The organism is Bacillus sp. FJAT-27986 (assembly GCF_001685035.1).
Lineage (GTDB): Bacteria > Bacillota > Bacilli > Bacillales > Pradoshiaceae > Pradoshia.
The window spans coordinates 141630-165219 of record NZ_MAYV01000019.1 but is presented as its reverse complement, the minus strand read 5'-3'; the positions used below and the strand labels follow the sequence as shown (position 1 = coordinate 165219).

The window sequence follows — 23590 nt, the reverse complement described above, 5'->3', positions numbered from 1 at the left end:
AATTATGAGAAAAGTTGGTTTCTTTAAATCGATTTATTTTAAGTTTGTACTAATTTATGTGCTGCTTATTTTAGTTGCCATGCAAATTATCGGAGTTTATTTTGCACAGGGACTTGAACAGCAGCTATTGGAGAATTTTAAGAGCTCTATTCAAGAGCGGGTAACGATTCTTTCCTATAGTTTAGAAAAAGAAATAACGGAAACCCGCAAAGTTGAAGATCCCACCTTAATAGAAGACATTAAGACGACATTGGAGGGATATTCCTCTGGGGATATAACGGAAATACGGGTAATGGATCAGGATTCAAAAATTATTGGCACATCTGATCCGGAGAAACAAGATATAATAGGGAGCCGTTCAACTGAAAAGCTTGTTGATAGGGCAAATAACCAAGGAACGCCCCAAACAGAAATCAGAATCGATTCTCAGACGGGAAAAAGAATTCTCCTTTGGTCAGAACCGATTTTGAGTGATGGACAAATTATAGGGAATTTATATCTGAATACGAAAATAGAGAATGTCTATTCCCAATTAAAACAAATTAATACGATAATGGCGAAGGGAACGATTATTTCTCTTGCAGTGACAGCCTTTTTAGGAATATTGCTGGCACAAACCATTACAAGGCCAATATCTGACATGCGTAAGCAAGCTTTAGCGATGTCACGTGGTAACTTTTCGAGAAAAGTTAAGGTGTATGGATACGATGAAATTGGCCAGCTTGCTATTACATTCAATAGTTTAACTAAAAAGCTACAAGATGCACAGGCGACAACTGATGCAGAGAAAAGGAAGCTATCTTCTGTATTGACTAATATGACAGATGGCGTGCTAACAACAGATCGCAGAGGCCGAGTCATTTTGATTAACGACACAGCACTATCAATGCTGAAAGTTTCACGTGAAACGTCATTATCTAAGCCGATTACAGAGGTATTAGGATTAGAGGATACGTTCACTTTTGATCAATTATTGAGTGAGAAAGATTCCATTATCCTTAATTACAGCAATGAAAAGAAACTGCTTTATTTAAGAGCGAATTTCTCTGTTATTCAAAGAGAAACAGGTTTTATTAATGGGTTAATTGTCGTTCTTCATGATATTACCGAGCAAGAAAAGATCGATGAAGAGAGAAGAGAATTTGTTGCGAATGTTTCCCATGAGCTTAGAACGCCGCTGACAACGATGAGAAGCTATCTTGAAGCTTTGGCAGATGGCGCTATGGAAGATAAAGAGCTTGCTCCGCGTTTTCTGAATATAGCTCAAACAGAAACAGAGCGGATGATCAGATTGGTCAATGATCTCTTGCAGCTTTCAAAGCTAGATAATACAGACTATAAGCTTTCTACAACCTGGGTCGATTTTGGCCGTTATTTCCACCGAATTATCGATCGTTTTGAAATGTCTAAATCGCGAAATGTAACTTTTAAGCGTTTAATCCCATCTGAGCCAATTGGTGTTGAAATAGATGAGGATAAAATTACTCAAGTACTCGATAATATTATTTCGAATGCATTGAAGTATTCACCTGAGGGTGGACAAGTTACCTTTAAGCTGCAAGTAATCGGACAATTTGTGGAAATTAGCATTAGAGATGAAGGAATGGGTATTCCAAAAGAAAATGTAGCTAAGATATTTGAAAGATTCTACCGTGTAGATAAAGCCAGATCAAGAAAGATGGGCGGTACAGGTTTAGGTCTCGCGATAGCGAAGGAAATGATTGAAGCACATAAGGGGCATATTTGGGCTTCTAGTGAGGAAGGGAAGGGGACAACCATTTTCTTTACTCTCCCTTATGAAACATTACAAGAGGATGATTGGGAATGAGCTGGGAAGGATTTAAAAATATCTTATTGGTGTCCCTCATTTTGATAAGTGGCCTTTTGACTTGGTCATATTGGTTTTATCAGCCAACCTATAACGAGACGGAGAATACAAACTATGTTCAGGAGAAAATCTTCAGTAATCTTGAACCCGATGAAGTCGTAAAGCCAACAAAAATGATTTATCATAAAGGTAATTTATCCTATGGAACTTACTCTGAGGAAATGATTACACAAGCAATCAACTCCATAAAAAAATGGAATATGTTTAACTTTCAGGATCAATCATCAAAGTATAAAAATACTGCTGCTATCAATAAGTTTAGTGAGAAGGATGGATTCATTGAATTAATATTTAATGATATCGTTCCGCTGTCTTTTTATAAAAATTATTTAAAAATAGAAGATAATGAGTTGCCAAATGTTAAATTTGACAGGGTTATTATTCATACCGATAATGATTCTATCTACTTTGTTTCTAGTGAAAAGAAAACAGTCATTGAAGCATCCGTTGATAAAAGTTTGATTGAAGACTTCACAAAAGAGTACGCGAGGGTTGAAAATCTAAAACCCTACACAAAGCTGAAATTATCAGAAACTAACTCAATCCTGGTTCCATCCGGCGAAATAAAAGTAAGTAAATATGATTTTCTAACAAAAGCTACTGATGTGAAAAGCTTTAAGGAAGCTCTGTTTATCAGACCAAGCACTGTTAAGCAGGAAGGGGATATCTATACCGATGGATTGAGTATAATGAAAAAGAACCCAAAGACATCAATGATTGAATACAAAAATCTTGTTGTCGGTGCCAAAGATGAGAAAAAGCTGGAAACTCATATATTGCAAAGCAGCATAGAATTTATCAATATTCATGCCGGTTGGGATACACGCCACCGGTATGCGTCATTAGATGAGTTTAGCAGAGAAGTCGCTTTCCGTTTATATATTGATGGACTTCCTGTATTTAATGAGGAAGGTATGACTGAAATTCACCTGGAATATGGAACTCAAAATGTGAAGAGATATGAACGTTCCTATTTTAATCTTGTGGATGAGCCCTTGGATCAAAGCGCAGTTACTCTTCCTTCTGCAAATGAAGCATTAAAGTCCTTCAAAAACGGTATGGGTAAACAATATGATGCAAATAAACTTACGGATATGACTGTCGGCTATAAGCTAATTTATGATGATAATTCAGGCACGACTCTTTTGGAATTGAAACCTGTCTGGTACTATCAGTATGGTGGCAGCTGGATGGAGATCCCCGAAAAGGATTTAGGAGGACTTATGGATGGATTGGAATAAAACAAAAGGTTTATTTATTGTTGTGTTTCTAATTCTGGATGTATTCCTCCTATATCAGTTCCTGGATTTTAGGGCAGCAAAGCTTGAAATCAATAAGGATTCGGATTCAACCATTGAAGAAAGGCTAAAGGCTGAGGGAATCAAGTATCATGTAGGAACTCAGGAAAGAGTAAGTGAAAAGACGATAAGTGCTAAGCCTAAGGAATTCAGTAAAGAGGAATTAAATACCCTCAAAAATCAAACCTTAATTATTGATAATAAAAGAACCATTCGATCGACGCTGGATAAACCAATTAAAATTGGTACTGGTGAAGGGAAATATTTTGAGCTGGAAAGCTTCATTAACAAAAATGTATATTCGGGAGATGAGTATAAATTTTGGCGTAAAGAAGATGGGACAATAACATATTATCAAACCTACAAAAGCCGTTTACTTTTTAATAATAAAAACGGCGCCTTAATATTTACGCTTAATGAAAATGATGAAGTAATTTCGTATATACAAACACACCTCGATGATATTGAGGAATTTAATGAAAACCAAGAGATTAATCCGCCAATTCAAGCAGTAGAAAGTCTGTTGAATGGAGGATACTTGTCATCTGGAAGTGAAGTTTCAAAGGGAGAGCTTGGTTTTTATACCTTAATAGAAGTATCAGAATCAAAAGTGCTTGTCCTTGTACCAACATGGCATTTTACAGTAAATAAGCAAGAGGATTATTTCGTAAATGGTATTGAAGGACAAGTGCTGAATACAGAAGAAGGAAATGTAACGGAGTGAGGAAGAATGTCGATGAAATTTAGCGTTCTAGCCAGTGGAAGCACGGGGAATTCACTCTATGTGGAATCAGGAGAGCATTCATTTTTAGTGGACGCTGGTTTAAGCGGCAAAAAAATGACCGAGCTATTAAATAAAATTGATAAAAGGCCTGAGGATTTATCAGGAATTTTTGTGACACATGAGCACAGTGACCATATAAAAGGGCTTGGTATTATGGCTCGTAAATATCAGCTGCCTATTTATGCAAATGCCAACACATGGAGAGCAATGGATGGGTTAATTGGCGAAATTCCTACAGATTTAAAATTTGAATTTGGAATGGAGACCGTTAAGTCATTTGGCAACCTTGATGTAGAGTCCTTTGGTGTTTCGCACGATGCGGCAGAGCCGATGTTTTATGTATTTCACCAGGATGGTAAGAAACTGGTGACAATTACAGATACGGGGTATGTAAGTGATCGAATGAAGGGCATTATTAAAAATGCAGATGTGTACATCTTTGAGAGCAATCATGATGTAAGTATGCTCCGCATGGGTCGATATCCATGGAGTGTAAAGCGTCGGATACTAAGCGATGTAGGCCATGTTTGTAATGAGGATGCTGCTATAGCCATGAGTGAAGTTGCGGGTGACCGTACAAAACGGTTTTATCTGGCTCATTTAAGTAAGGACAATAATATGAAGGATCTGGCACGTATGTCTGTCAGTCAAACACTTGAAACAAAAGGGATCAGAGCGGGAGAGCAATTTAGCCTGTATGATACGGATCCTAACGAACCAACTGAATTAATACTTGTTTAACAGAGGAGGTTTCCTCTGTTATTTTTTTAGGTAATATATATAATGTTGGTAAAGGTTGGAGAATACTCACTAGTTATTAAACATATCATTAAACTCTGCAACAAGAATTTCCTTTCGATGCTGTTTTTGTTTATAAAATGGAAAACAACAAATACTAGACCTACATAAGTAAATAGTGAAGGGAATGTTGGCAAATGGGCTATTATGATCAAGATTATAATCAGTCAGAACAACAGCAAACTAAACGAAAAGGAAGTAAAGCAGGCTATTTTCTCTCTGGTTTAATTGGTGCTATTATTGGTGCATTATTAGTCCTTCTATTGACAGGCAACTTGAATAATAATGGATTAAATCAGAATACTAGTACAAATAACGGTAATGATGCATCCAAATTGACTCAAAATGTTTCTATGGATGTGACGACTGACGTTACTAAAGCTGTTGAAAAAACGGGAGACGCGGTAATCGGGATTACAAATATCCAAGGCTCTGATTTTTTTAATGAAACTCAGGAGGCAGGCACAGGCTCAGGAGTCATCTATAAAAAGGAGAATGGAAAAGCGTTTATCGTTACCAATAATCATGTGGTGGAGGGTGCATCTTCCTTAGAGGTTACTTTAGCTGATGGTACTAAAACAAAGGCAGAACTTTTAGGAAGCGACATATGGACAGATTTAGCTGTTATCCAAATAGATGATAAGGGTATTGATGTAGTTGCTGAATTTGGTAATTCTGATAAATTAAAAGCCGGAGAACCAGTTATTGCAATTGGTAATCCACTAGGTTTGAATTTCTCCGGATCCGTGACCCAAGGGATTATCTCGGGTTTGAACAGAACTATACCGATTGATGTGAATTCAGATGGTGTGGAGGACTGGAATGCAGAGGTTATTCAGACAGATGCAGCGATTAACCCAGGGAATAGCGGAGGTGCTTTAATTAATATAGGCGGCCAAGTGATTGGGATAAACTCCATGAAAATAGCCGAGTCATCCGTTGAGGGAATTGGATTATCGATTCCAAGCAATTATGCTATACCGATTATTGAGGATTTAGAGGCACATGGAAAAGTGAAACGGGCTTATATGGGAACTAGTCTTCGTTCCTTGAATGAAGTGACCAATTATCAGAGGCAGGAAACATTGAAATTACCTACTGGTGTGACAGAAGGTGTCGTCATTACAAGTATTGAACCAGGTTCTCCGGCTGCTAAAGCCGGGTTAAAGGAGTTCGATGTCATTGTGGAGCTGGATGGGAAGAAAATCGCTAATGTTCCGGAGCTCCGTAAACATTTATATGTAAATAAGCAGATTGGCGATAAAATGAAAGTGACATACTATAGGAATGGACAAAAAGCGTCAACCGAAATGACATTGATTGAAGCCCAAATGTGATATAGTTAGGTACGAAAGCAGGGGATTCCAAATTCCCTGCTTTAAATATGCGGGCTTAAAATGAAGCAGATATTACAAAAGACAACAAGAAAAGGAGAATGAATATGAAAATTTATTGCTGTAAAGATCATGTAGAAGTTGGACTTGATACAATCGTGGATGAGACGGAAGTCCCTCCTTTTATAAATATGATTTCAGAGGAAGAAAATAAAGAAGTTACTAACAATTCTAATGAATTCACCTGTGAATACTGTGGACAACCTGCTGTATATATTGTGGCGAACTAATATTCGGGCACAATATGTGGACGATGGTTGTGTATATGTGGATAACTCCTGTGGATAAAATGTTTGTAAAGTGAGGGTAACATGTGAATATCTCGATAATAACTGTAGGTAAATTGAAGGAGAAATATTTAAAACAGGGTATCGGAGAATATGTAAAAAGATTATCGGCCTATGCCAAAATAGACATAATTGAAATACCCGATGAGAAAGCACCTGAAACATTAAGTGAGATGGAGATGCTGCAAGTCAAGGCGAAAGAAGGAGAGCGAATCCTCGCAAAAATTTCTGACGATACTCATGTTATTGCTTTGGCGATTGAGGGGAAAATGAAATCATCTGAAGAACTTGCAGAAACAATAGATAAACTCGCCACCTACGGAAAAAGCAAGATAGCCTTTGTCATTGGCGGATCGCTTGGACTAAGTAAAGATGTAATGAAAAGAGCAAATGACACCCTGTCTTTTTCGAAAATGACCTTCCCTCACCAGCTGATGAGGCTGATTTTAGTGGAGCAGGTGTATCGCGCGTTTCGGATTAATCGAGGGGAACCATATCATAAGTAAGATGTTTGTTTTATCTTAATATGTTTTTCTTGTGGAATGTATATGAAAAGAAGCAGTCATAGTTAAAGATCAATAACTTCCTTTAGTATGAAAAGATTGGTTGGCATATGGGAATTAAGGAATTAAGAAGGGTTACAAAAAGATGATTTACTTTTAATTGTTTTAGGTTATATTTCAGAAAATATAAATTATGTATTCTGTCCTGCTTTAATGTTATAGTAAAAAAATAAAATATAAGTTAGAGGGACAGAGTTATGAAGAGGAAATGGGTGTTACGCTGGTCTGTTTTTATTCTCGGATTATTGGTATTAGCATTTGGTATAGCACTAACAATTAAAGGAAAGTTTTTAGGGATTGGACCATGGGATGTTTTTCATTATGGACTATTTACTAAATTCGGATTCACTATAGGAACTTGGTCGATCATTAGTGGTCTATTGCTTTTGTTCATCAGTTCAATTTTCAATAAAGCATGGCCCCAAATAGGGTCCTTTCTGAATATGATGTTGCTTGGTTTATTTATTGATCTTTTTAATTGGATGTTACCTAGTATTGATAATTTAGCAGGAGCAACAATTGCCTTTATCATAGGTGTTATTTTAATGGGATATGGTATTGGATTATACGTTTCTGCCGATTTTGGAGCAGGCCCTAGAGACAGCTTTATGTTATTAATTGTTGAAAAAATGGGATGGAGTATCCCGTTGGTCAGAAATGGAATTGAAGTTATCGTTTTTCTCATTGGTTGGATGTTAGGAGGTCCTGTTGGGATTGGAACCTTGTTCATTGCGTTTGGATTGGGTCCCATTTTAGGCTTTTCCATTCCTCAATGTAAGAAGCTGATGGCCTATCTTCTTAAGCAAAAGGACCAATTAGTAACGACTTGAGTATATAAATAGAAGATCTTTTCATAAGCGGAATTTCGCAACTTTAGCACCTGGCCTGGTTGTAAAAAGCTTACTTATATATTTTAAAGTGATATTCTTATAAAATACGAAAAACACATAGTCTTACGGAATTATAACTCAAGCAAAAAGGATGTCTGGCCTTAAGAGACATCCTTTTTGTATTCATCTTATCTTATCTTATATAGTTATTGAAGTAACCTTGGATATAGACTTTTGGCGTGTCTTTGCCTATACCAACCGAAGTCATATCAGATAAGGATAACAATAAGGGGCGAGGCCATTATGATATCTCATAAAATAAAATGTTAAATGACTCCCTGTGCAATCATGGCATCGGCTACTTTTTTAAATCCCGCGATATTAGCGCCAACCACCAGATTGCCTGGGTAGCCATAGTCCTCAGCAGCCTTGACGCTCTCCTTGTAAATGTTAGTCATAATATCCTGCAATTTTGCATCGACTTCTTCAAATGTCCAGGATAATCGAGCGCTGTTTTGTGCCATTTCTAAGGCAGAAACGGCTACACCACCTGCATTGGCAGCTTTTGCTGGACCAAAGAGGATATGGTTATCCAAAAACACATCAATAGCTTCGGAGCTAGATGGCATATTAGCGCCTTCACCGACGGCTTTTAGTCCATTTGCAACCAGAAGTTTCGCTGATTTTTCGCTAATTTCATTTTGTGTGGCACATGGCAAGGCAATATCGCATGGTATGGACCAAATTCCGTAGCAACCTTTCGTATATTGTGCATGTGGGTGTTCTTCTACATATGCCGAGATTCTTTTCCGCTCAACTTCCTTTAAACGTTTCACGGTTTCTAGGTTAATACCGTTTGGGTCGAAAATATAGCCGTCAGAATCACTGCAGGCGACAACTTTTGCTCCTAGTTGTGTAGCTTTTTCGATTGCATAGATGGAGACATTACCTGAACCGGATACTACCACTGTACTTTCCTTAAAGCTAAGGCCTTGTTCTTTAAGCATTTCTTGTACAAAGTAAACAGTGCCATATCCAGTAGCTTCGGTTCGAGTTAAGCTTCCGCCGTAACCAAGTCCTTTTCCTGTCAGAATACCGGCCTCATAGCCTCCGCGTATTCTCTTGTACTGTCCAAACAGAAATCCAATTTCTCGTGCTCCAACGCCAATATCACCAGCTGGTACATCTATATCCGGTCCGATATGTCTACTTAGTTCCGTCATAAAGCTTTGAGTGAATCGCATGATTTCTCCATCAGATTTCCCTTTAGGATCAAAGTCAGACCCACCTTTGCCTCCTCCAATCGGCTGACCGGTAAGAGCGTTTTTAAAAATCTGCTCAAAGCCGAGAAATTTAATTATACTTGCATTAACAGTAGAGTGGAATCTCAAGCCGCCTTTATAGGGACCGATGGCGCTGTTATACTGTACACGGAATCCACGGTTTATCTGTACCTTGCCTTGATCGTCGACCCAAGGAACTCGAAAGGTAATCAGTCTTTCTGGCTCTACAACTCTTTCAAGGATACTTTGCTCCATGTATTCTGGATGCCTAGTAAATAAAGGGACGAGTGAATCAAAGATTTCTTTAACAACCTGATGAAATTCTCTTTCATTAGGATTTCGCTTTTTGACTGTTTCAAATACTTCATTAACATAATTTTTTGCAGTGATTGTTTCTGTGTCTTTAAACTCTGTCAATACAGTCATGCTGTTATAAGCCCTCCCTTAGATGAACAGTAATTTAGTGTGTGTACTTTAGTCTAATAAAGAAATGATATACTAAATTATCTGATTCTTCAAATTTATAATAAAAATAAACCCAAACAATATAAAGATAAATTAAGAAAAATAAATCTAGAGGGTCATTTAGTATGCATGAAAAATAGATTTTAAATAGAGATTGGCATCTTATTAGATAGATTAGCGAAAGAAAGATATCCGAGTAGAAGTTACTGATAAAATTGTAGTATTTTGTAATTTACTATTAATAATTCTGAAATAATACAAATATGAAAATATGGAAAAAACCTAGATCCATTGGAATGTAGGTTTTTTGCATTAACTATTATTAGGAATACCTTTTCTCACAAAGAAAGAGAAAATCAATGTGAAGCAAATTTGAATGTTTTTGAGAACCGTCTGTCTAAAAAAGTATATCCAAATATTGGGCGTTAAAAAATTAACCAAACATGCACGTAGCTGATTACGAAGTTTCGTGCGTGTAGTTAAAATAATATGAAGAAATAGATAGTTAGGAACCACTTTAGCACCAAACAATAATCCGATAGGGGGTCGTTTGGGCAGGGATGCTTTTTGTAGCTGGTCCATAGATGACAATGAGATTCCGATTTCCGATATTTTTTGAAAATGGCTGCCCATTTCTTAAAATGATAGGAGTGTAAGGGGAGGGGTTTAATTGTAATTGACCATCACGGCTTACCAGTTGGTTGTTAAAATAATCTGCTTTAACATTTTGATCGTTATATTCCTTAACAACGATAAGAGCCCGATATTGTGGCGGATAGATCAATGGTACTGGTACATCCCCATCATAATAACCAGTAATTTTATCACCGAGGCCCACAATTGCCTGTTCTACGAAGTAAGTAGTCGGTGATATGATGAAATTAACTATTCCGTTATTCCCATCTTCAACTGTAAGTTGTTTAAAACAGCCCTCTGATTCCCCGTTTTGTCCTATCATAAAATCATTCATGTCGGTTACAATACCTCGAAATGACATAAAATTCACGGCATTATTCCTTTCCTGAAAAACTAAGTTTTATAGTCTTTACGGTTAATCATAAATGATAAAATCATCATAAATAATCCTGACGCTTCCTATACAATTTATGTGTCATTGCCCAGAAAGGTGAATGCAAGAAATTCAAACTTTGGACTATGAGATTTGTCTTATTGATATAATTGGCGTTATAGGTAGGAAGCTCGGGTGCATACCTTTAGTCTTATTAACTGCTGCGTATTATACTGAGAAAGAGAACTTCAAGGTTGATTTGGAAAGGAGCTTCTAATTATGGCACAGACATTAAAGGGAAAGATTGCGTTTATCACTGGCGGAGCCAGAGGGATTGGTAGAGCGACAGCAATTGCACTGGCTAAAGAGGGTGTAAACGTTGGTTTGCTTGCAAGGTCAGAGGAAAATCTTAAAAAGGCAGCTGCTGAAATAGAAGGTTTAGGCGTAAAAGTATCTTATGCAACAGCTGATATTTCATCAAAGGAACAGGTAGAAGCAGCAATTGAAGTGTTAACCAAGAATTTAGGCACTGCTGATATTTTGATAAATAATGCAGGAATTGCAACATTCGGAACAGTTTCGGAGATGGATCCGGAGGAATGGAAAAGGATTATAGATATAAACCTAATGGGTACTTATTACGTGACACGAGCTGTACTTCCTCAACTAATAGAAAAAAATGGGGGAGATATTATCAATGTCTCTTCCACTAATGGATTAAATGGGGCAGCTACATCCAGTGCTTACAGTGCTTCAAAATTCGCGGTGATTGGCTTTACCGAATCACTTGCGCAGGAAGTTCGCCGGAATAATATTCGGGTATCAGCTTTGACACCAAGTACAGTTGCTACAGATTTGGCTCTCGACCTCGATTTAATTAAAGAGAATAACGATTCAAAATTCATTCAGCCTGAGGATCTTGCAGAATTTATAGTCGACCAATTAAAATTGAACCCTCGTGTTTACGTGAAAACGGCAAGTTTTATTGCAACAAATCCATTTTAAGGAATCGTAAACTGGTATAGATGAATGGAATGAAGAAAGAAGGCGTAAATCTGCCTTCTTTTTTCTCTTCTAACTAAGTTCTTTTACGGTTAGAGTATATCGATAAATCGTTTGAATGCTTGATTTCCTTCATGGGTCCGTTTAAATACACCGGCATCCTCTAAACATCTCAGGAATTTGGAACCGACTGCCTGAGAGATAATCATTTTTACAGATTCAGAAGTAATTTCTTTCCCGTTAACTACTTTTAGATCTTCAGCCCAGGCTTGGTGATAATCTGCCACTTCATTGCGTTGATTGAGCAGATATTTTTCAACCTCAATAAGCTCCTTTTGTAAGCGGGCAGGTAATACAGCAAGACCCATAACTTCTATTAAACCAATATTCTCTTTTTTGATATGGTGAACATCCTGGTGAGGGTGAAAGATTCCTAATGGATGCTCTTCACTTGTTCGATTATTGCGAAGAACAAGATCAAGCTCAAATTGGCCATCTCGCATTCTTGCAATCGGTGTTATGGTGTTGTGACGGGTATCTCCGGAATAGGCTACAAGATTAACTGATGGATCACTATAGTGAATCCATTTTTTGAGTATCCGATCAGCTGCGCCTGCAACTTCCTCCAGACGAACTCCTTTTATACGAATTACGGACATAGGCCATTTCACGATATTTGCAGAAATAGAAGGGAACCCTTTAATTGAAAAAGTCCCTTCTTCCTTCGCTCGGGCCATTGCGAACTCATATCGTCCGCCTTGATAATGGTCATGGGTTAAAATAGATCCCCCTACAATAGGGATATCGGCATTAGATCCCAAGAAATAATGCGGAAACTTTTTAACAAACATCAGCAAATTGGTGAACGTATGGAAATTAATTTTCATATCACGATGTTGTTCCGATAACAGAATGCAATGCTCGTTATAATATACGTATGGTGAGTACTGTAAATACCATGATTCTTCCCCGAGTGGAATGTGGACCATACGATGGTTGGACCTGGCAGGATGATTTAACCGTCCTGCGTATCCTTCATTCTCAATACAAAGGAGACAAGTTGGATAATTAGATGTAGCAGGCTTCATCTCGCGCTCCAATGCGATTTGTTTAGGATCCTTTTCAGGCTTTGATAAATTAATTGTTATGTCCAGTTCCCCATAATCCGTATCAACCGTGTAGCTGATATTTTTCGCAATCTGTTTAGTTTGGATATAATTGCTATTCTGGCTTAACTCATAAAAATACTTGGTTGCTTCCTCAGGGCATTCTTTATACTTTTGATAAAAAGTGTAATTTAGCTCTGAAGGTCTTGGCATAAATACATTCATTATCTTGGCCTTTAAAATATCTTTATTGACTATTAAATCCTCAATAATGCTAGTTTTAACAGCATAATCAGCGATAACATCCAATAAATCTGGGATCGACAGCTCGTTCTTTACTGGATGTTTCGAAAAGCCATCTAAATGAAGCAGTGACAATATCTGATTTCTGGCGTATATTTCATCTGCTGAATCAAGCATTTGTAATCTTTTAGCCTGATTCAAAAGGTGTTGAACTGCTGCATAGATCTCCATGATATCTTCTCCTTTTAATCGATTTAACTAGGTTACTTATCTCCATAGCCGTTTGGATGGGCCTGATGCCATTTCCAGGCATCGGTAATAATATTTTGGATGGACGTCCGTTTTGGTCTCCAGCCCAAAATGCGCCCGGCTTTTTCAGAAGAGGCAATTAGCGTACTTGGATCACCGGATCTTTTAGGGGCGATTTTAGCGGGAAGCTCGTGGTCTGTTACAGCTCTGGCTGCTTCGACAATCTCCTTGACTGAAAATCCATTGCTGCTGCCAAGGTTAAAGATATTACTTTCTCCACCGTTTTGAAGATACTTCAATGCTAAAATATGAGCATCAATTAAGTCCTCAACATGAATATAATCACGGATACATGTGCCATCCTCCGTTGGATAATCCTCTCCGAAAATGGAAATCGATTCTCGCTGTCCTAATGCTACTTGAAGTACTACTGGAATTAAATGTGTTTCCGGATGATGGTCTTCACCAATTTCCCCGGTTGAACGGGCACCGGCAACGTTAAAATAACGGAGCGACACATAATTCATGCCGTAGGCTGTATCACACCACTTCATCAATTTCTCCATCGTCAGTTTTGTTTCACCGTAGGCATTCGTTGGATTTGTCTGCATTTCTTCCGTAATCGGTGTTTGTTCCTGCTCTCCATATGTAGCTGCGGTAGAGGAGAAGACAATATGCTTAACATTGAACTCGTTCATCACTTCAAGCAGTACTTGTGTTCCATATACATTATTACGGAAATACTCGAGCGGCTTTTCCATAGATTCTCCAACAAGTGAATAGGCAGCAAAATGAAGTACAGCGTCTACCTTTTCCTTCGTAAAAACTTCGCGTAAAAAGTCCTTGTCTCGAATATCTCCTTGATAAAATCTTGCCTTTGGATGTATGGCTCCTTTATGGCCTGTTTGTAAATTATCAACCACCACTGTGTCGTAACCTTCGTCGAGTAGTTGATATACGGCATGGGAACCAATATAACCAGCCCCACCAAGAACTAGTGTACTCATACAATCGCCTCCGTTATAATTTCCTTTGTTCCATCACCAATGCTGGCAACATAAAAGTCTGCCTCATAACCGATTGTTTGTTTGTACGCATCGCCGACTTCCTGAATAAAACGTTCGATATGAGCTGATTGAACCAATGCAATCGCACAGCCGCCAAAACCGGCCCCCGTCATTCTAGAGCCAACGGTACCTTCTTGCTGCCAGGCTGCCTCCACTAATGCGTCGAGTTCCGGTCCGGTTACCTCGTAATCATCCCGAAGTGAAATATGGGACTCGTTCATATAGATACCGAATTGGACTAAATTACCATCCTGTAAGGCTTGAAAGGCTTTTTTTGTGCGTTCATTTTCATAAACTGCATGGCGTGCCCGTTTTTCAAGTGTGGAATCGGCAATGACAGCTTTATGTTGATCAAAAAGATCGATAGATAGTTCTCCAAGGGAGGATATATCAGTTGCTGTTTGCAGTCTTGCAAGCGCTGCTTCACATTCGCTTCGCCGTTCATTATATTTTGAATCTGCCAGTTCTCTTCGTTTATTCGTATTCATGATGACAATCTGGTGATCTGCTATATCAAATGGGGCATATTCATAGCTTAAAGTCTGGCAATCAAGCAATATAGCTGATTTTGCTTTTCCCATTCCAATTGCAAACTGGTCCATAATACCGGAGTTTACTCCAATAAACTGGTTTTCCACCTTTTGACCAATTTTTACTAACTCGATACGGTCTATCTTTAATTGAAAGACTTCATTTACCATTACACCGATTAAAACTTCAAGTGAAGCAGAGGAAGAAAGGCCAGCTCCATTTGGAATATTGCCGTATATGAGAATATCAAGGCCGTTCGGCAGATTATTTCCATTCTCGGCTATATATCGAAGTACTCCCTTAGGATAGTTCGCCCATTGATGGGATGGGTCATAATCCAGATCATCTAAAGAAAATTCAATTATCCCGACCTCTTTGAAATTCAGTGAATATAGCCGAATAGTGCGGTCTCCACGCAGTCGTACTAACCCATATGTGCCATAGGTGATGGCAGATGGGAAAACATACCCACCATTGTAATCAGTATGCTCACCGATTAGGTTGATTCGGCCAGGTGAAAAAAAGGTACGAACCTTATCATTCATACTGCCTGAGAATATACTGTGAAATGCAGATAATAGTTTTTGATGGTCCATATTGGTCACTTCCCTCTAAATTTTAGGTAAAGCTTTTTATAATTAGTGAATCGAACAGTTTGCTTTTTAACGAGAGTATATTTCCTTTTTTTGAAAGCGTATCCAACTTTATTGTAATAAAAATTAGTAAAGTACGTCAATTAATTTTACTAAAATTTTTACTAATTAGTTTACCATACAAAAAAGCGCACATTTATTTGTGCGCTTTATTTGGAGCTTCCTCTTATTTTAAGTTGTGTAGCTATACTTACTTTCTTTGAGACTTGTCTTCCAGAAAACTGCTCAAGCAATAAATCTACTGCCGTTTCACCCATTAATTCGGTATAGACCTTAACCGTGCTTAAAGGGGGAGACATATATTTTGAAATGCTAATATCATTTACTCCAACAATACTAACTTGATCCGGTACGCGGACACCTGCATCTTGAAGGGCCCTTAATGCTCCAACAGCAATAGAGTCATTTCCGGCAAAAAAGGCTGTAGGAATTTCATCTTCGTGGTCCTTGACTGCTTGTTTCATCAGGTGGTATCCATCTTCAACAGAAAACTTGCCTTCATACACATAAGCTTCCTGATAGAGGCCCATGTCCGATAGAAATCGTTCAAAACTAGTTCTTCGAGGATCGTCAATTTTGGAAGTGTGATCCTTATAAATTTCCCGCCCACCTAAGTAGCCAATTTTAGTGTGTCCTTGATCCAGAAAATATTGAAGAATATTTCGTGTGGCTTTTTCGAAATCAACTATAACAGAATCGAATTGATCGTCATTAGGTGAACTATCTACAAAAACAAGGTTACTTGACACACTCTTTAGTTCCTCAGCCTGGTTTTCGCTGAATTTACCAATTGCGATAATTCCTTGAAATCCTTCATTTTGGAGGGAACGCAAATGCTCTATAGAAAAATTAGTGAACTTCATATTGTGGTATTCCAGGCGCTTTTCCACGCCAAGTCTGATTGCCATATAATAAAGATCGTCTAATTCCTCTTTTTCAGTATACCAATTCACGATTCCTACTTTATACATGATAGGTTTGCGTTTAGGTTTTTTTTGATAGTCTAATTCTTCAGCCGCTTCAAAAATCCTTTTTTTCGTCTCATCACTGACTGATAAAGAGTTGTCGTAATTAAGCACTCTTGAAACGGTCGCAATCGAAACTCCAACCATATTTGCGATATCTTTAATGGTGGCCATTGGACAGCTGCCCCCTTTCTTTTCTAAAAGTAAAATCCGGTTATTTTAGCGCTTTCAGTATACTATACTTTTTAGTAAATTTCTTTAGATTATTTTCGTTTTATTAAGGAAAGGTGTAAAGGATGGAAGTGTGAAATACCTAAAATATAGATAGCTATTTCCGATCAATCATGATAATAATCCCTTGATTCTATTTTTGGAAGATATCAATTTATTTTCAATGTATTTAGTAAATAAATTGATTAATTTACTAAAATTTATTATGATACCCATGAAAACGTTTTTATAATAAGTCAACAGGGGGGAACCATTGTGCAGTGGTATATCATACTATCTTTTATTCTCTTTACGGGTGTAGTTGCCTACTATACATTTTCAAAATTGAGGAAAGAAAAGGTTAAAGGAAAAGTATCTAAGGATAATTATTTCTTAGGTGGGAGAAGTTTAACATGGGGCGTTATTGGGATGTCCTTGCTATTAACGAACCTAAATGCCACACAATTCGTTGGAATGAGCGGGCAATCCTTTGCGGGGAATATGAGTAACATGGCTTATGAAGTTACGTCCGGATTCGTTTTGGCGTTAGTAGCTATTTATTTGCTTCCACGTTATTTAAAACAAGGAATCACAACTATTCCTGAATTTTTAGAAGATCGGTATGACAGTCAAGTTAAATCGTTTGTGTCGATATTATTCTTGTTGGGATATGTGTTAAATATGCTACCAACGACCCTTTATTCGGGCGCCATTGCATTAAGCCAAATGTTTGATATTGAAAGCACTTTTCATATCAGCTATGAGGCTGGCATTTGGATTATGGTGTGGTTAATCGGAATAATCGGCTTCTTCTATGCAGTATTGGGTGGATTGAAAGCGGTTGCGATTTCAGATACATTTAATGGAGTTGCTTTGGCCATTGGCGGTTTATTAGTCCCAATTTTTGCGTTGCTTACTTTAGGAGACGGCAGCATATCTCAAGGGTTTTCACAATTTGTCGCAGCGACTCCTGAAAAGTTTAATGCAATTGGTACCAATCATGATGTTGTTCCATTTGGAGCGGCTTTAACGGGCCTTTTACTAGTGAACTTTTATTATTGGGGAACTGATCAATCTATTATTCAACGTGCTTTGGCAGCCAAGGATTTAAAAGAAGGACAAAAGGGGATCATGTTTGTCGGTTTAATGAAAATCTTTACACCGATTATTGTTATTATCCCTGGGATTATGGCATTTCAGATTATCGGTAATACGGGAGCTAACCCAGACACAATGTATTCAGCTCTTGTAACAGAAGTAATGCCGAAACCGTTAATTGGCTTGTTTGCAGCTGCTATGTTTGGATCTGTATTAAGTGTCTTTAATGGAATCTTAAATAGCGCGTCAACTTTATTTGCGATCAATGTGTATGCGCCAACCTTTGGAAAAAATAAATCTGATGAGGAAATTGTCAGGAAAGGGAAATGGTTCGGTGTCTTCATTGCTCTGATCTCCATGTTTATCGCACCACTGATTATGTATGCACCAAGCGGGTTGTTCCAATACTTACAAGTTATAAACGGCTTTTTCAATGTACCGATTTTCACGATTATCTTTATTGGTTATGTGACAAAGAGAGTTCCAGCTATCGCAGCGAAAATAGCCATAACCTTCTTTATTGCAACGTATGCAATCCTTCAGCTGGTTGTTAAACCTGAGATGAGCTTCTTATATCAATTGGCTATTCTGTTTGTCATCAGCTGTCTGCTTATGTTGATAATCGGTAAAATCAAACCAAGAGAAGAGGCATACGTTCTTCCAAGCCGCAATCTTGTAAACCTGGATCCATGGAAATATCGTCAGGAAGCTGCCTGGGGAATGATCTTCTGTGTCACTGCTTTTTATATCGTATTCTCAAAACTCGGTCTCGCAAGTGAAATAGGCTTTGGTGTACATACTTGGGCTTGGCTTGCCGGAGCTGCTCTGATTTGTCTGATCGGTCTATTCGTCACCAAGAAAATCGGAAATAGAACAAATACAGCTGAACCTTTAGAAAAAACGACTCTTAATAAAAATGTATTGTAGTAAATTTACAATATATTAATCTAAAATCACTTTCCTGAGTAAGGAAGGTGATTTTTTTCGGAGAATAAATCAATCGTCTTTAATAGTTTTTCAGCAGGGATTATATGTGTTGGTTAGTAGGGTGCCGGTTACTTTAGAATACTAAATACTTTCGTAAGCAGGTGTTATACATAAATAATCCCTATAACTAAAGAGAAAGACATAAATTCTTCTTCCAATTATTATACTTTTTATTGGAAGTATTTAGTAAAATATAACGAAAGAGGGATTGAGGTGAGATGATTGAATAAAACCAAAAAAATCATGATTGGTGTGACTGTAACTGCGTTGACCATTGGTTTGGTAGGGTGTGGGACATCAAATGCAGATCTTCCTCCAAAACCCACAGATTCAGACTGCGGAGATTGGAAATGGGATGATGATGATGGTGTTTGGGAGTGTGATGATGACAACTCGAGGTATCACGGCCATTATTATTATGGCGGTTATTTTTATGGAAATCGAAGCATGCTTCTGAACAATAAGGGCTACCAATCCTATAAAAATAGTTCTTCTTTTAAGGGGGGGATTAAGGCTAGTTCGGGATTTGGCAGCGGAACAAAATCTTTTGGAGGTTAAGCCTTTGAAAAAGGAGGATTTATATGAATTTATATCTTAATTTTCTTTCATATTTAGGAGTAGCCTTGTTATTGCTTGCTGCAGGGATTGCTTTATTTACTATAAGTACGCCAAAGCTGAGGGAATTCAAGCTGATTTCTGAGAAGAACTCTACAGCAGCCATGTCACTCGGCGGTAAGATCGTTGGGCTCTCAATCGTACTTGGGGCAGCAATTGAATATTCCGTATCACTTAGAGATATGGTGATATGGGGAGTTATCGGGATTGTCTCACAGATTGTTGTGTTCTTGCTTGCCGAGGTTCTTACGATAAGGTTTAGCATTCATCAAGCAATCGAGGAAGATAATCATGCTGTTGGAATCATGTTAGTCTCGTTGTCACTGGCTGTGGGGTTAATTTTAGCGAAATGTCTATCCTATTAAATAAGGCAGGTAAGTGGAGTGAAGCAATTAACGTATTATTTAGATAAAGGAAATGAGCGGTTTGAGCCCTTTTATCAATACAATCTCCCAACTGTTGGGGTGGATGAGTGCTATGCCAGACAGCTTTGTACGTATTTTATTGTAAGAGGAACACAATATGAGCTAATATCGAATGAAATGTCTGCTGAAGAGGAAATCCTTGTGGTTAAGGAAACAGGGAGGAATTTGCAGGGGGAGAAAGAAAAAAACTACCGTGGTCAAGGGATTCATATTGAATTTCGAAACCATGAATTACGGGAAAACTATCGGCTGCTTTCTTGCACTCCTTACGAGAATCATTATGAAGTACTCCGCTATCTCTTGAAGGATGTAGTTGATGTACCGGGCGCCGGACAGATGTTAGTGACGTCCACTGAGATTGATGAAGACCGGGGTGTTTATGTGATTTATGTTAAGGAGTTAGATGATGTTGATGGATAAGTACCATGAAAGAAGAAGCAAATTTTATGATCATATAGAGGGCTTTTGGGCTAATCTTTATGGTGAGGAATATGCCTTATATGATATGAAGCTGATAGGCAGGCAAGAGGCAGCACATATACGCCTAGTTACTGAACGAATCGGCAAGGTATACTCGAAAATGGCGTCACTATTACGTAAAGTTCCATATGAAACTTTTCTCGAGATGGGTTATCCAGAAGAGACAATCTCTTTTTTAAGACTTAAAGTTCACCCGGCTGAAAGTGTGATCGCGCGCCTGGATCTAATTCCATACGGAGATGGTTATAAGTGTATCGAGATTAATTCAGATACTCCTACATTTATTAAAGAATTATTTCATATAAATGGACGTATTTGCAAAGAGTTTGGGGCAGGGAATCCAAATGATGGCTTGGAGGTGCAGTTGTATAAGGCAGTTCAGGAAAGTATCCAGCAAGTCAGTAAGGGAAAAGCTCCGCATATCGTGTTTACGGCTCATGAGGATCATATTGAGGACAGAGAAACCGTTCAGTATCTTAAACAGGCTGTACCCTCATCCAAGTTCACTCCCTTGCATAAGCTGCAAATTCAAAGAGGCGTAGGCTTATTCGATGAGAATGGAGTCAGGATTGATATCCTTTATCGGCAGACTTTTCCGATTGAAAATATTATTATGGATCAGGACAAAGATGGGAATACAATTGGCTTATGGTTGCTAGAGTTAGTGGAAGAGGGGAAGCTATCCATCCTGAATCCACCATCGGCATTTTTACTGCAAAATAAAGCAGTTCAGGCTGTCATTTGGGGATTGCATGAAGAGGGGCATCCTTTTTTTACGGAGGAGGAACATAAGTGGGTAGAGGATTATTTTCTGCCGACATACCTTGAAGCTGAGCCCTTTTTGAAAAAACAACTGCCTTATGTGAAAAAACCAGCCTTTGGGCGTGAGGGCGACACAGTTGAAATCTTTAGTGAAAATGGCCGATTAATGTACGCAGATAGCCAAAAGTCATATTCTGAGTACACCTCAGTTTATCAACTTTATATGGAACAGCCGACTGTACAATATCTAAGTGAAAAGGGGCTTCAGGAAGGCCGGTTGCTCTTGGGAAGCTTCCTGCTTAACGGAAAATCATCTGCCTTCGGCTACAGGGTTGGCGGAATGATTACCAATAATCTATCCTATTACTTGCCTGTTGGTATAGGTGATTGATAGATTGCTTGTTTTACCTTTACTATCATCCAAGGAAGGCCCTATAATAGGTTCCCTTGGTTTCCTAATCCCAATAGTTAAAAATAATCTCTCCAACTATATTAGGTTTCCAATACTTAATTTTCTCTAATTCAGCGAGAGTTAAATCATGTTCGTTTTGTAAAAAATCATGCTTTAAATGATTTTTAATAATGACAGTCTCGTTCAGCTCACTTGTATGCAATACTTTATAAAAAGAGGAAAATGTCTCGACAAGATGGGGGAGATCAATGAATTCAATGTATTCATACTCAACACTTGAGGCAAAAGCAAGCAAGGGATAATGCTTATTCAGTAAAATATGTAATTCCTCATTATTAAATGATATGTGTGCATGATAAAAACTCGTTGGATATGCAGGATCTCTCCATTTATTAAGCGTTCCGCCATTGTAATTAACAATAGAATAACAGAGCTGCTTGAACTGCCTTTCGTCCATTGGTGTCAGTTGATTATCTGCTGAATCGAAGAATCCTGTTATCCCATTACGAAGCCTCATATTATCACCACCATCATCTTATATTTTGGTATTATTACCCAATAAAGGAGAGTGTAACATACAATTAGTTAAGCCGATAGCCTTTTAGCGACTAATATTGCATGGAATCCTATTATAAATCTCTTTTTATAGCAATGTACCCATTTGCCATACCAATATGTAGGGCAATAAAGGTAAAATAAGAGAGAGGAGGGGTTAAAGTGGAATACATAAAATATGAAAAAAGGAAAAACTGGACTTTTAGAGTAGTTCTGCTATTACTCGCGATATCAGTCATTTATGCTATATACATGTTAATCAATGCCCCATCAGGCGTTGCCCAAAATGAATATGAACGTGTGAAAAGTGATTATGTATTAATGATTTTGCAATGTTTAACAGGATGTATAGTTATTTTCCTGCCATCCCAACTAGAACATCGCTTCCGCATAGATATACCGGATATCATGGAAATTATGTATTTTATCTTTTTATTTTGTGCGATCTATCTTGGTGAGGTTCGAAACTTTTATTATAAAGTTCCTTACTGGGATTTAATTCTACATTGCTTTAGTGCAGCTATGCTGGGAGCGTTAGGATTCATTATTGTGAATTTCCTTAACAATACCAAGAAAACAATTGATTTAAGTCCCTTTTTTGTGGCTCTATTCGCCTTTTGTTTTGCAATAACCTGTGGAACCGTTTGGGAAATTTATGAGTTTCTTGCTGATGGTGTCTTAGGAACAAACATGCAAAAATTCATTACAGGAGAGGGAGTTGTCTTGATTGGGCGAGACGCTGTAATGGATACGATGGGAGATATTATTGTAGATGCTCTCGGTGCGTTCACTGTCACAGCAATTGGCTATATTAATTTAAAAAAGCAACAAAAAAGTAGAATCGTAGAGGAAGAAGAACAGAAGATGTGGATTGAATCCGAAAAGACTGGTTCATAATTATGACAAAAAGAAGTTGCACCTGCAGCCATTAACCCAACCAAAGGATAATGTGCTCAGATTTATATGCATATTGAATTGAAAAAATCTTTAGCTACTCATTTTAGTAAGGAGTGATTTGGTGATAAAGATGATTGAAAAAGCAATCCAGGATATTTATCCAGATGATTTTGCTTGGTGCTATGGCTGTGGGCGACTGAATAAAGATGGACATCATTTTCGAACTGGCTGGGATGGTAATAAGACTAAAACCGTATATGAGCCAAAATCTGATCACATGGCAATACCAGGGTTTGTCTATGGAGGAGTCATTGCATCCTTAATTGATTGCCATGGGACTGGCTCTGCCTCTCTGGCTCTCCATCGAAAAAACGGATTTGATGTGGGAGATGATGCAATTCCACCTCGATTCGTAACTGCTTCATTACATGTTGATTTTATGAAACCGACACCTGAGGGAGTCCCATTAATTGCAATCGGTTCTTTAACTGAAATCCACCCGAAAAAGTGGAAAGTGGAAACAGAGGTTTATGCTGATGAAATACTTTGTGCCAGGGGAGTTGTCGAAGCAGTCGTTATGCCTGGTACATTTAAAAAATAAATGAATTAAAGGGGCAGTGTTAAACAAAGGGTAATGAGACCTTTTGTTTGCACTGCCTTTATTATTGCCTTAATATAAAACCATTTAGAGCAGCCTTTTTACTTGAGGGATAAGATACATAGTAGGAATCATT

Annotated in this window: 23 protein-coding genes; 16 read left to right on the top strand and 7 right to left on the bottom strand. The window is 38.0% G+C overall.

The window, feature by feature from the left end:
• The first annotated feature begins 4 nt into the window (after positions 1 to 4).
• The 8 genes from walK (at position 5) to A8L44_RS17775 (ending at position 7842) form a co-directional block, all read left to right on the top strand.
• Positions 5 to 1828 (top strand): cell wall metabolism sensor histidine kinase WalK, encoded by a 1824-nt coding sequence (gene walK, locus A8L44_RS17810; RefSeq protein ID WP_066109673.1) that lies wholly within the window; start codon positions 5 to 7, stop codon positions 1826 to 1828.
• A complete protein-coding gene (locus A8L44_RS17805; protein WP_066109672.1) occupies positions 1825 to 3129 on the top strand; it encodes a YycH family regulatory protein in 1305 nt (434 codons plus the stop codon). The genes walK and A8L44_RS17805 overlap by 4 nt, the downstream gene beginning before the upstream one ends.
• On the top strand, positions 3116 to 3910 hold the full coding sequence (locus tag A8L44_RS17800) for a two-component system regulatory protein YycI (protein WP_066109666.1): 795 nt from the start codon (positions 3116 to 3118) through the stop codon (positions 3908 to 3910). Before A8L44_RS17805 ends, A8L44_RS17800 begins: the two co-directional genes overlap by 14 nt.
• Positions 3911 to 3916: 6 nt before the next feature.
• A complete protein-coding gene (locus tag A8L44_RS17795; RefSeq protein WP_066109662.1) occupies positions 3917 to 4711 on the top strand; it encodes an MBL fold metallo-hydrolase in 795 nt (264 codons plus the stop codon).
• Positions 4712 to 4905: 194 nt separating this feature from the next.
• Positions 4906 to 6105, top strand: coding sequence for a S1C family serine protease (locus A8L44_RS17790; RefSeq protein WP_066109658.1), 1200 nt, complete (start codon positions 4906 to 4908; stop codon positions 6103 to 6105).
• Positions 6106 to 6209: 104 nt separating this feature from the next.
• Positions 6210 to 6392: a CxxH/CxxC protein gene (locus A8L44_RS17785; protein ID WP_066109653.1), complete on the top strand. Its 183-nt coding sequence runs from the start codon at positions 6210 to 6212 to the stop codon at positions 6390 to 6392.
• An 83-nt stretch (positions 6393 to 6475) separates the two neighbouring features.
• Positions 6476 to 6955, top strand: a complete 480-nt coding sequence (gene rlmH / locus A8L44_RS17780; protein WP_066109652.1) for a 23S rRNA (pseudouridine(1915)-N(3))-methyltransferase RlmH — start codon at positions 6476 to 6478, stop codon at positions 6953 to 6955.
• A gap of 254 nt (positions 6956 to 7209) precedes the next feature.
• Complete coding sequence (locus A8L44_RS17775) at positions 7210 to 7842, top strand: YczE/YyaS/YitT family protein (protein WP_066109649.1); 633 nt, start codon at positions 7210 to 7212, stop codon at positions 7840 to 7842.
• A gap of 326 nt (positions 7843 to 8168) precedes the next feature.
• Here the strand turns inward: A8L44_RS17775 and gdhA are convergent, their stop codons facing one another.
• Both gdhA and A8L44_RS17765 read right to left on the bottom strand, forming a co-directional pair.
• Positions 8169 to 9551 carry an NADP-specific glutamate dehydrogenase gene (gene gdhA / locus A8L44_RS17770; RefSeq protein ID WP_066109645.1) on the bottom strand — a complete coding sequence of 461 codons (1383 nt, stop codon included), beginning with the start codon at positions 9549 to 9551 and terminating at the stop codon, positions 8169 to 8171.
• A 556-nt stretch (positions 9552 to 10107) separates the two neighbouring features.
• Positions 10108 to 10587 (bottom strand): hypothetical protein, encoded by a 480-nt coding sequence (locus tag A8L44_RS17765; RefSeq protein WP_066109785.1) that lies wholly within the window; start codon positions 10585 to 10587, stop codon positions 10108 to 10110.
• A gap of 291 nt (positions 10588 to 10878) precedes the next feature.
• On the opposite strand from A8L44_RS17765, the gene A8L44_RS17760 reads away from it, so the two are divergent.
• Complete coding sequence (locus A8L44_RS17760) at positions 10879 to 11604, top strand: 3-ketoacyl-ACP reductase (protein ID WP_066109638.1); 726 nt, start codon at positions 10879 to 10881, stop codon at positions 11602 to 11604.
• 89 nt (positions 11605 to 11693) lie between these two features.
• Here A8L44_RS17760 and galT read toward each other — a convergent pair whose 3' ends face one another.
• From galT to A8L44_RS17740, 4 genes are all read right to left on the bottom strand, one after another.
• A complete protein-coding gene (galT, locus tag A8L44_RS17755) occupies positions 11694 to 13181 on the bottom strand; it encodes a UDP-glucose--hexose-1-phosphate uridylyltransferase (protein WP_066109635.1) in 1488 nt (495 codons plus the stop codon).
• A 32-nt stretch (positions 13182 to 13213) separates the two neighbouring features.
• The gene (gene galE, locus A8L44_RS17750; RefSeq protein ID WP_066109634.1) at positions 13214 to 14206 is read right to left on the bottom strand and encodes a UDP-glucose 4-epimerase GalE; all 993 of its coding nucleotides are present in this window, start codon (positions 14204 to 14206) and stop codon (positions 13214 to 13216) included.
• The gene (locus A8L44_RS17745) at positions 14203 to 15393 is read right to left on the bottom strand and encodes a galactokinase (protein ID WP_077248196.1); all 1191 of its coding nucleotides are present in this window, start codon (positions 15391 to 15393) and stop codon (positions 14203 to 14205) included. The genes galE and A8L44_RS17745 overlap by 4 nt, the downstream gene beginning before the upstream one ends.
• Positions 15394 to 15599: 206 nt before the next feature.
• A complete protein-coding gene (locus A8L44_RS17740; protein WP_066109631.1) occupies positions 15600 to 16589 on the bottom strand; it encodes a LacI family DNA-binding transcriptional regulator in 990 nt (329 codons plus the stop codon).
• 312 nt (positions 16590 to 16901) lie between these two features.
• Here A8L44_RS17740 and A8L44_RS17735 point away from each other — a divergent pair, with 312 nt between their 5' ends.
• The 5 genes from A8L44_RS17735 (at position 16902) to A8L44_RS17715 (ending at position 21383) form a co-directional block, all read left to right on the top strand.
• Positions 16902 to 18650, top strand: coding sequence for a solute:sodium symporter family transporter (locus A8L44_RS17735; protein ID WP_077248195.1), 1749 nt, complete (start codon positions 16902 to 16904; stop codon positions 18648 to 18650).
• Between the two features lie 282 nt (positions 18651 to 18932).
• Positions 18933 to 19268: an aminotransferase yhxA gene (locus A8L44_RS17730; protein ID WP_066109628.1), complete on the top strand. Its 336-nt coding sequence runs from the start codon at positions 18933 to 18935 to the stop codon at positions 19266 to 19268.
• 23 nt (positions 19269 to 19291) lie between these two features.
• On the top strand, positions 19292 to 19690 hold the full coding sequence (locus tag A8L44_RS17725; protein WP_066109625.1) for a DUF350 domain-containing protein: 399 nt from the start codon (positions 19292 to 19294) through the stop codon (positions 19688 to 19690).
• A gap of 18 nt (positions 19691 to 19708) precedes the next feature.
• A complete protein-coding gene (locus A8L44_RS17720) occupies positions 19709 to 20170 on the top strand; it encodes an RNA helicase (protein WP_066109622.1) in 462 nt (153 codons plus the stop codon).
• Positions 20163 to 21383, top strand: a complete 1221-nt coding sequence (locus A8L44_RS17715; RefSeq protein ID WP_066109777.1) for a glutathionylspermidine synthase family protein — start codon at positions 20163 to 20165, stop codon at positions 21381 to 21383. The genes A8L44_RS17720 and A8L44_RS17715 overlap by 8 nt, the downstream gene beginning before the upstream one ends.
• A 64-nt stretch (positions 21384 to 21447) precedes the next feature.
• Here the strand turns inward: A8L44_RS17715 and A8L44_RS17710 are convergent, their stop codons facing one another.
• Complete coding sequence (locus tag A8L44_RS17710) at positions 21448 to 21921, bottom strand: hypothetical protein (protein ID WP_066109621.1); 474 nt, start codon at positions 21919 to 21921, stop codon at positions 21448 to 21450.
• A 200-nt stretch (positions 21922 to 22121) separates the two neighbouring features.
• Between A8L44_RS17710 and A8L44_RS17705 the strand changes: the two genes are divergently transcribed.
• Together A8L44_RS17705 and A8L44_RS17700 are read left to right on the top strand one after the other, a co-directional pair.
• A complete protein-coding gene (locus A8L44_RS17705; protein ID WP_066109620.1) occupies positions 22122 to 22856 on the top strand; it encodes a hypothetical protein in 735 nt (244 codons plus the stop codon).
• A 130-nt stretch (positions 22857 to 22986) separates the two neighbouring features.
• Positions 22987 to 23457 carry a PaaI family thioesterase gene (locus A8L44_RS17700; RefSeq protein WP_139063886.1) on the top strand — a complete coding sequence of 157 codons (471 nt, stop codon included), beginning with the start codon at positions 22987 to 22989 and terminating at the stop codon, positions 23455 to 23457.
• Positions 23458 to 23590 lie beyond the last annotated feature (133 nt).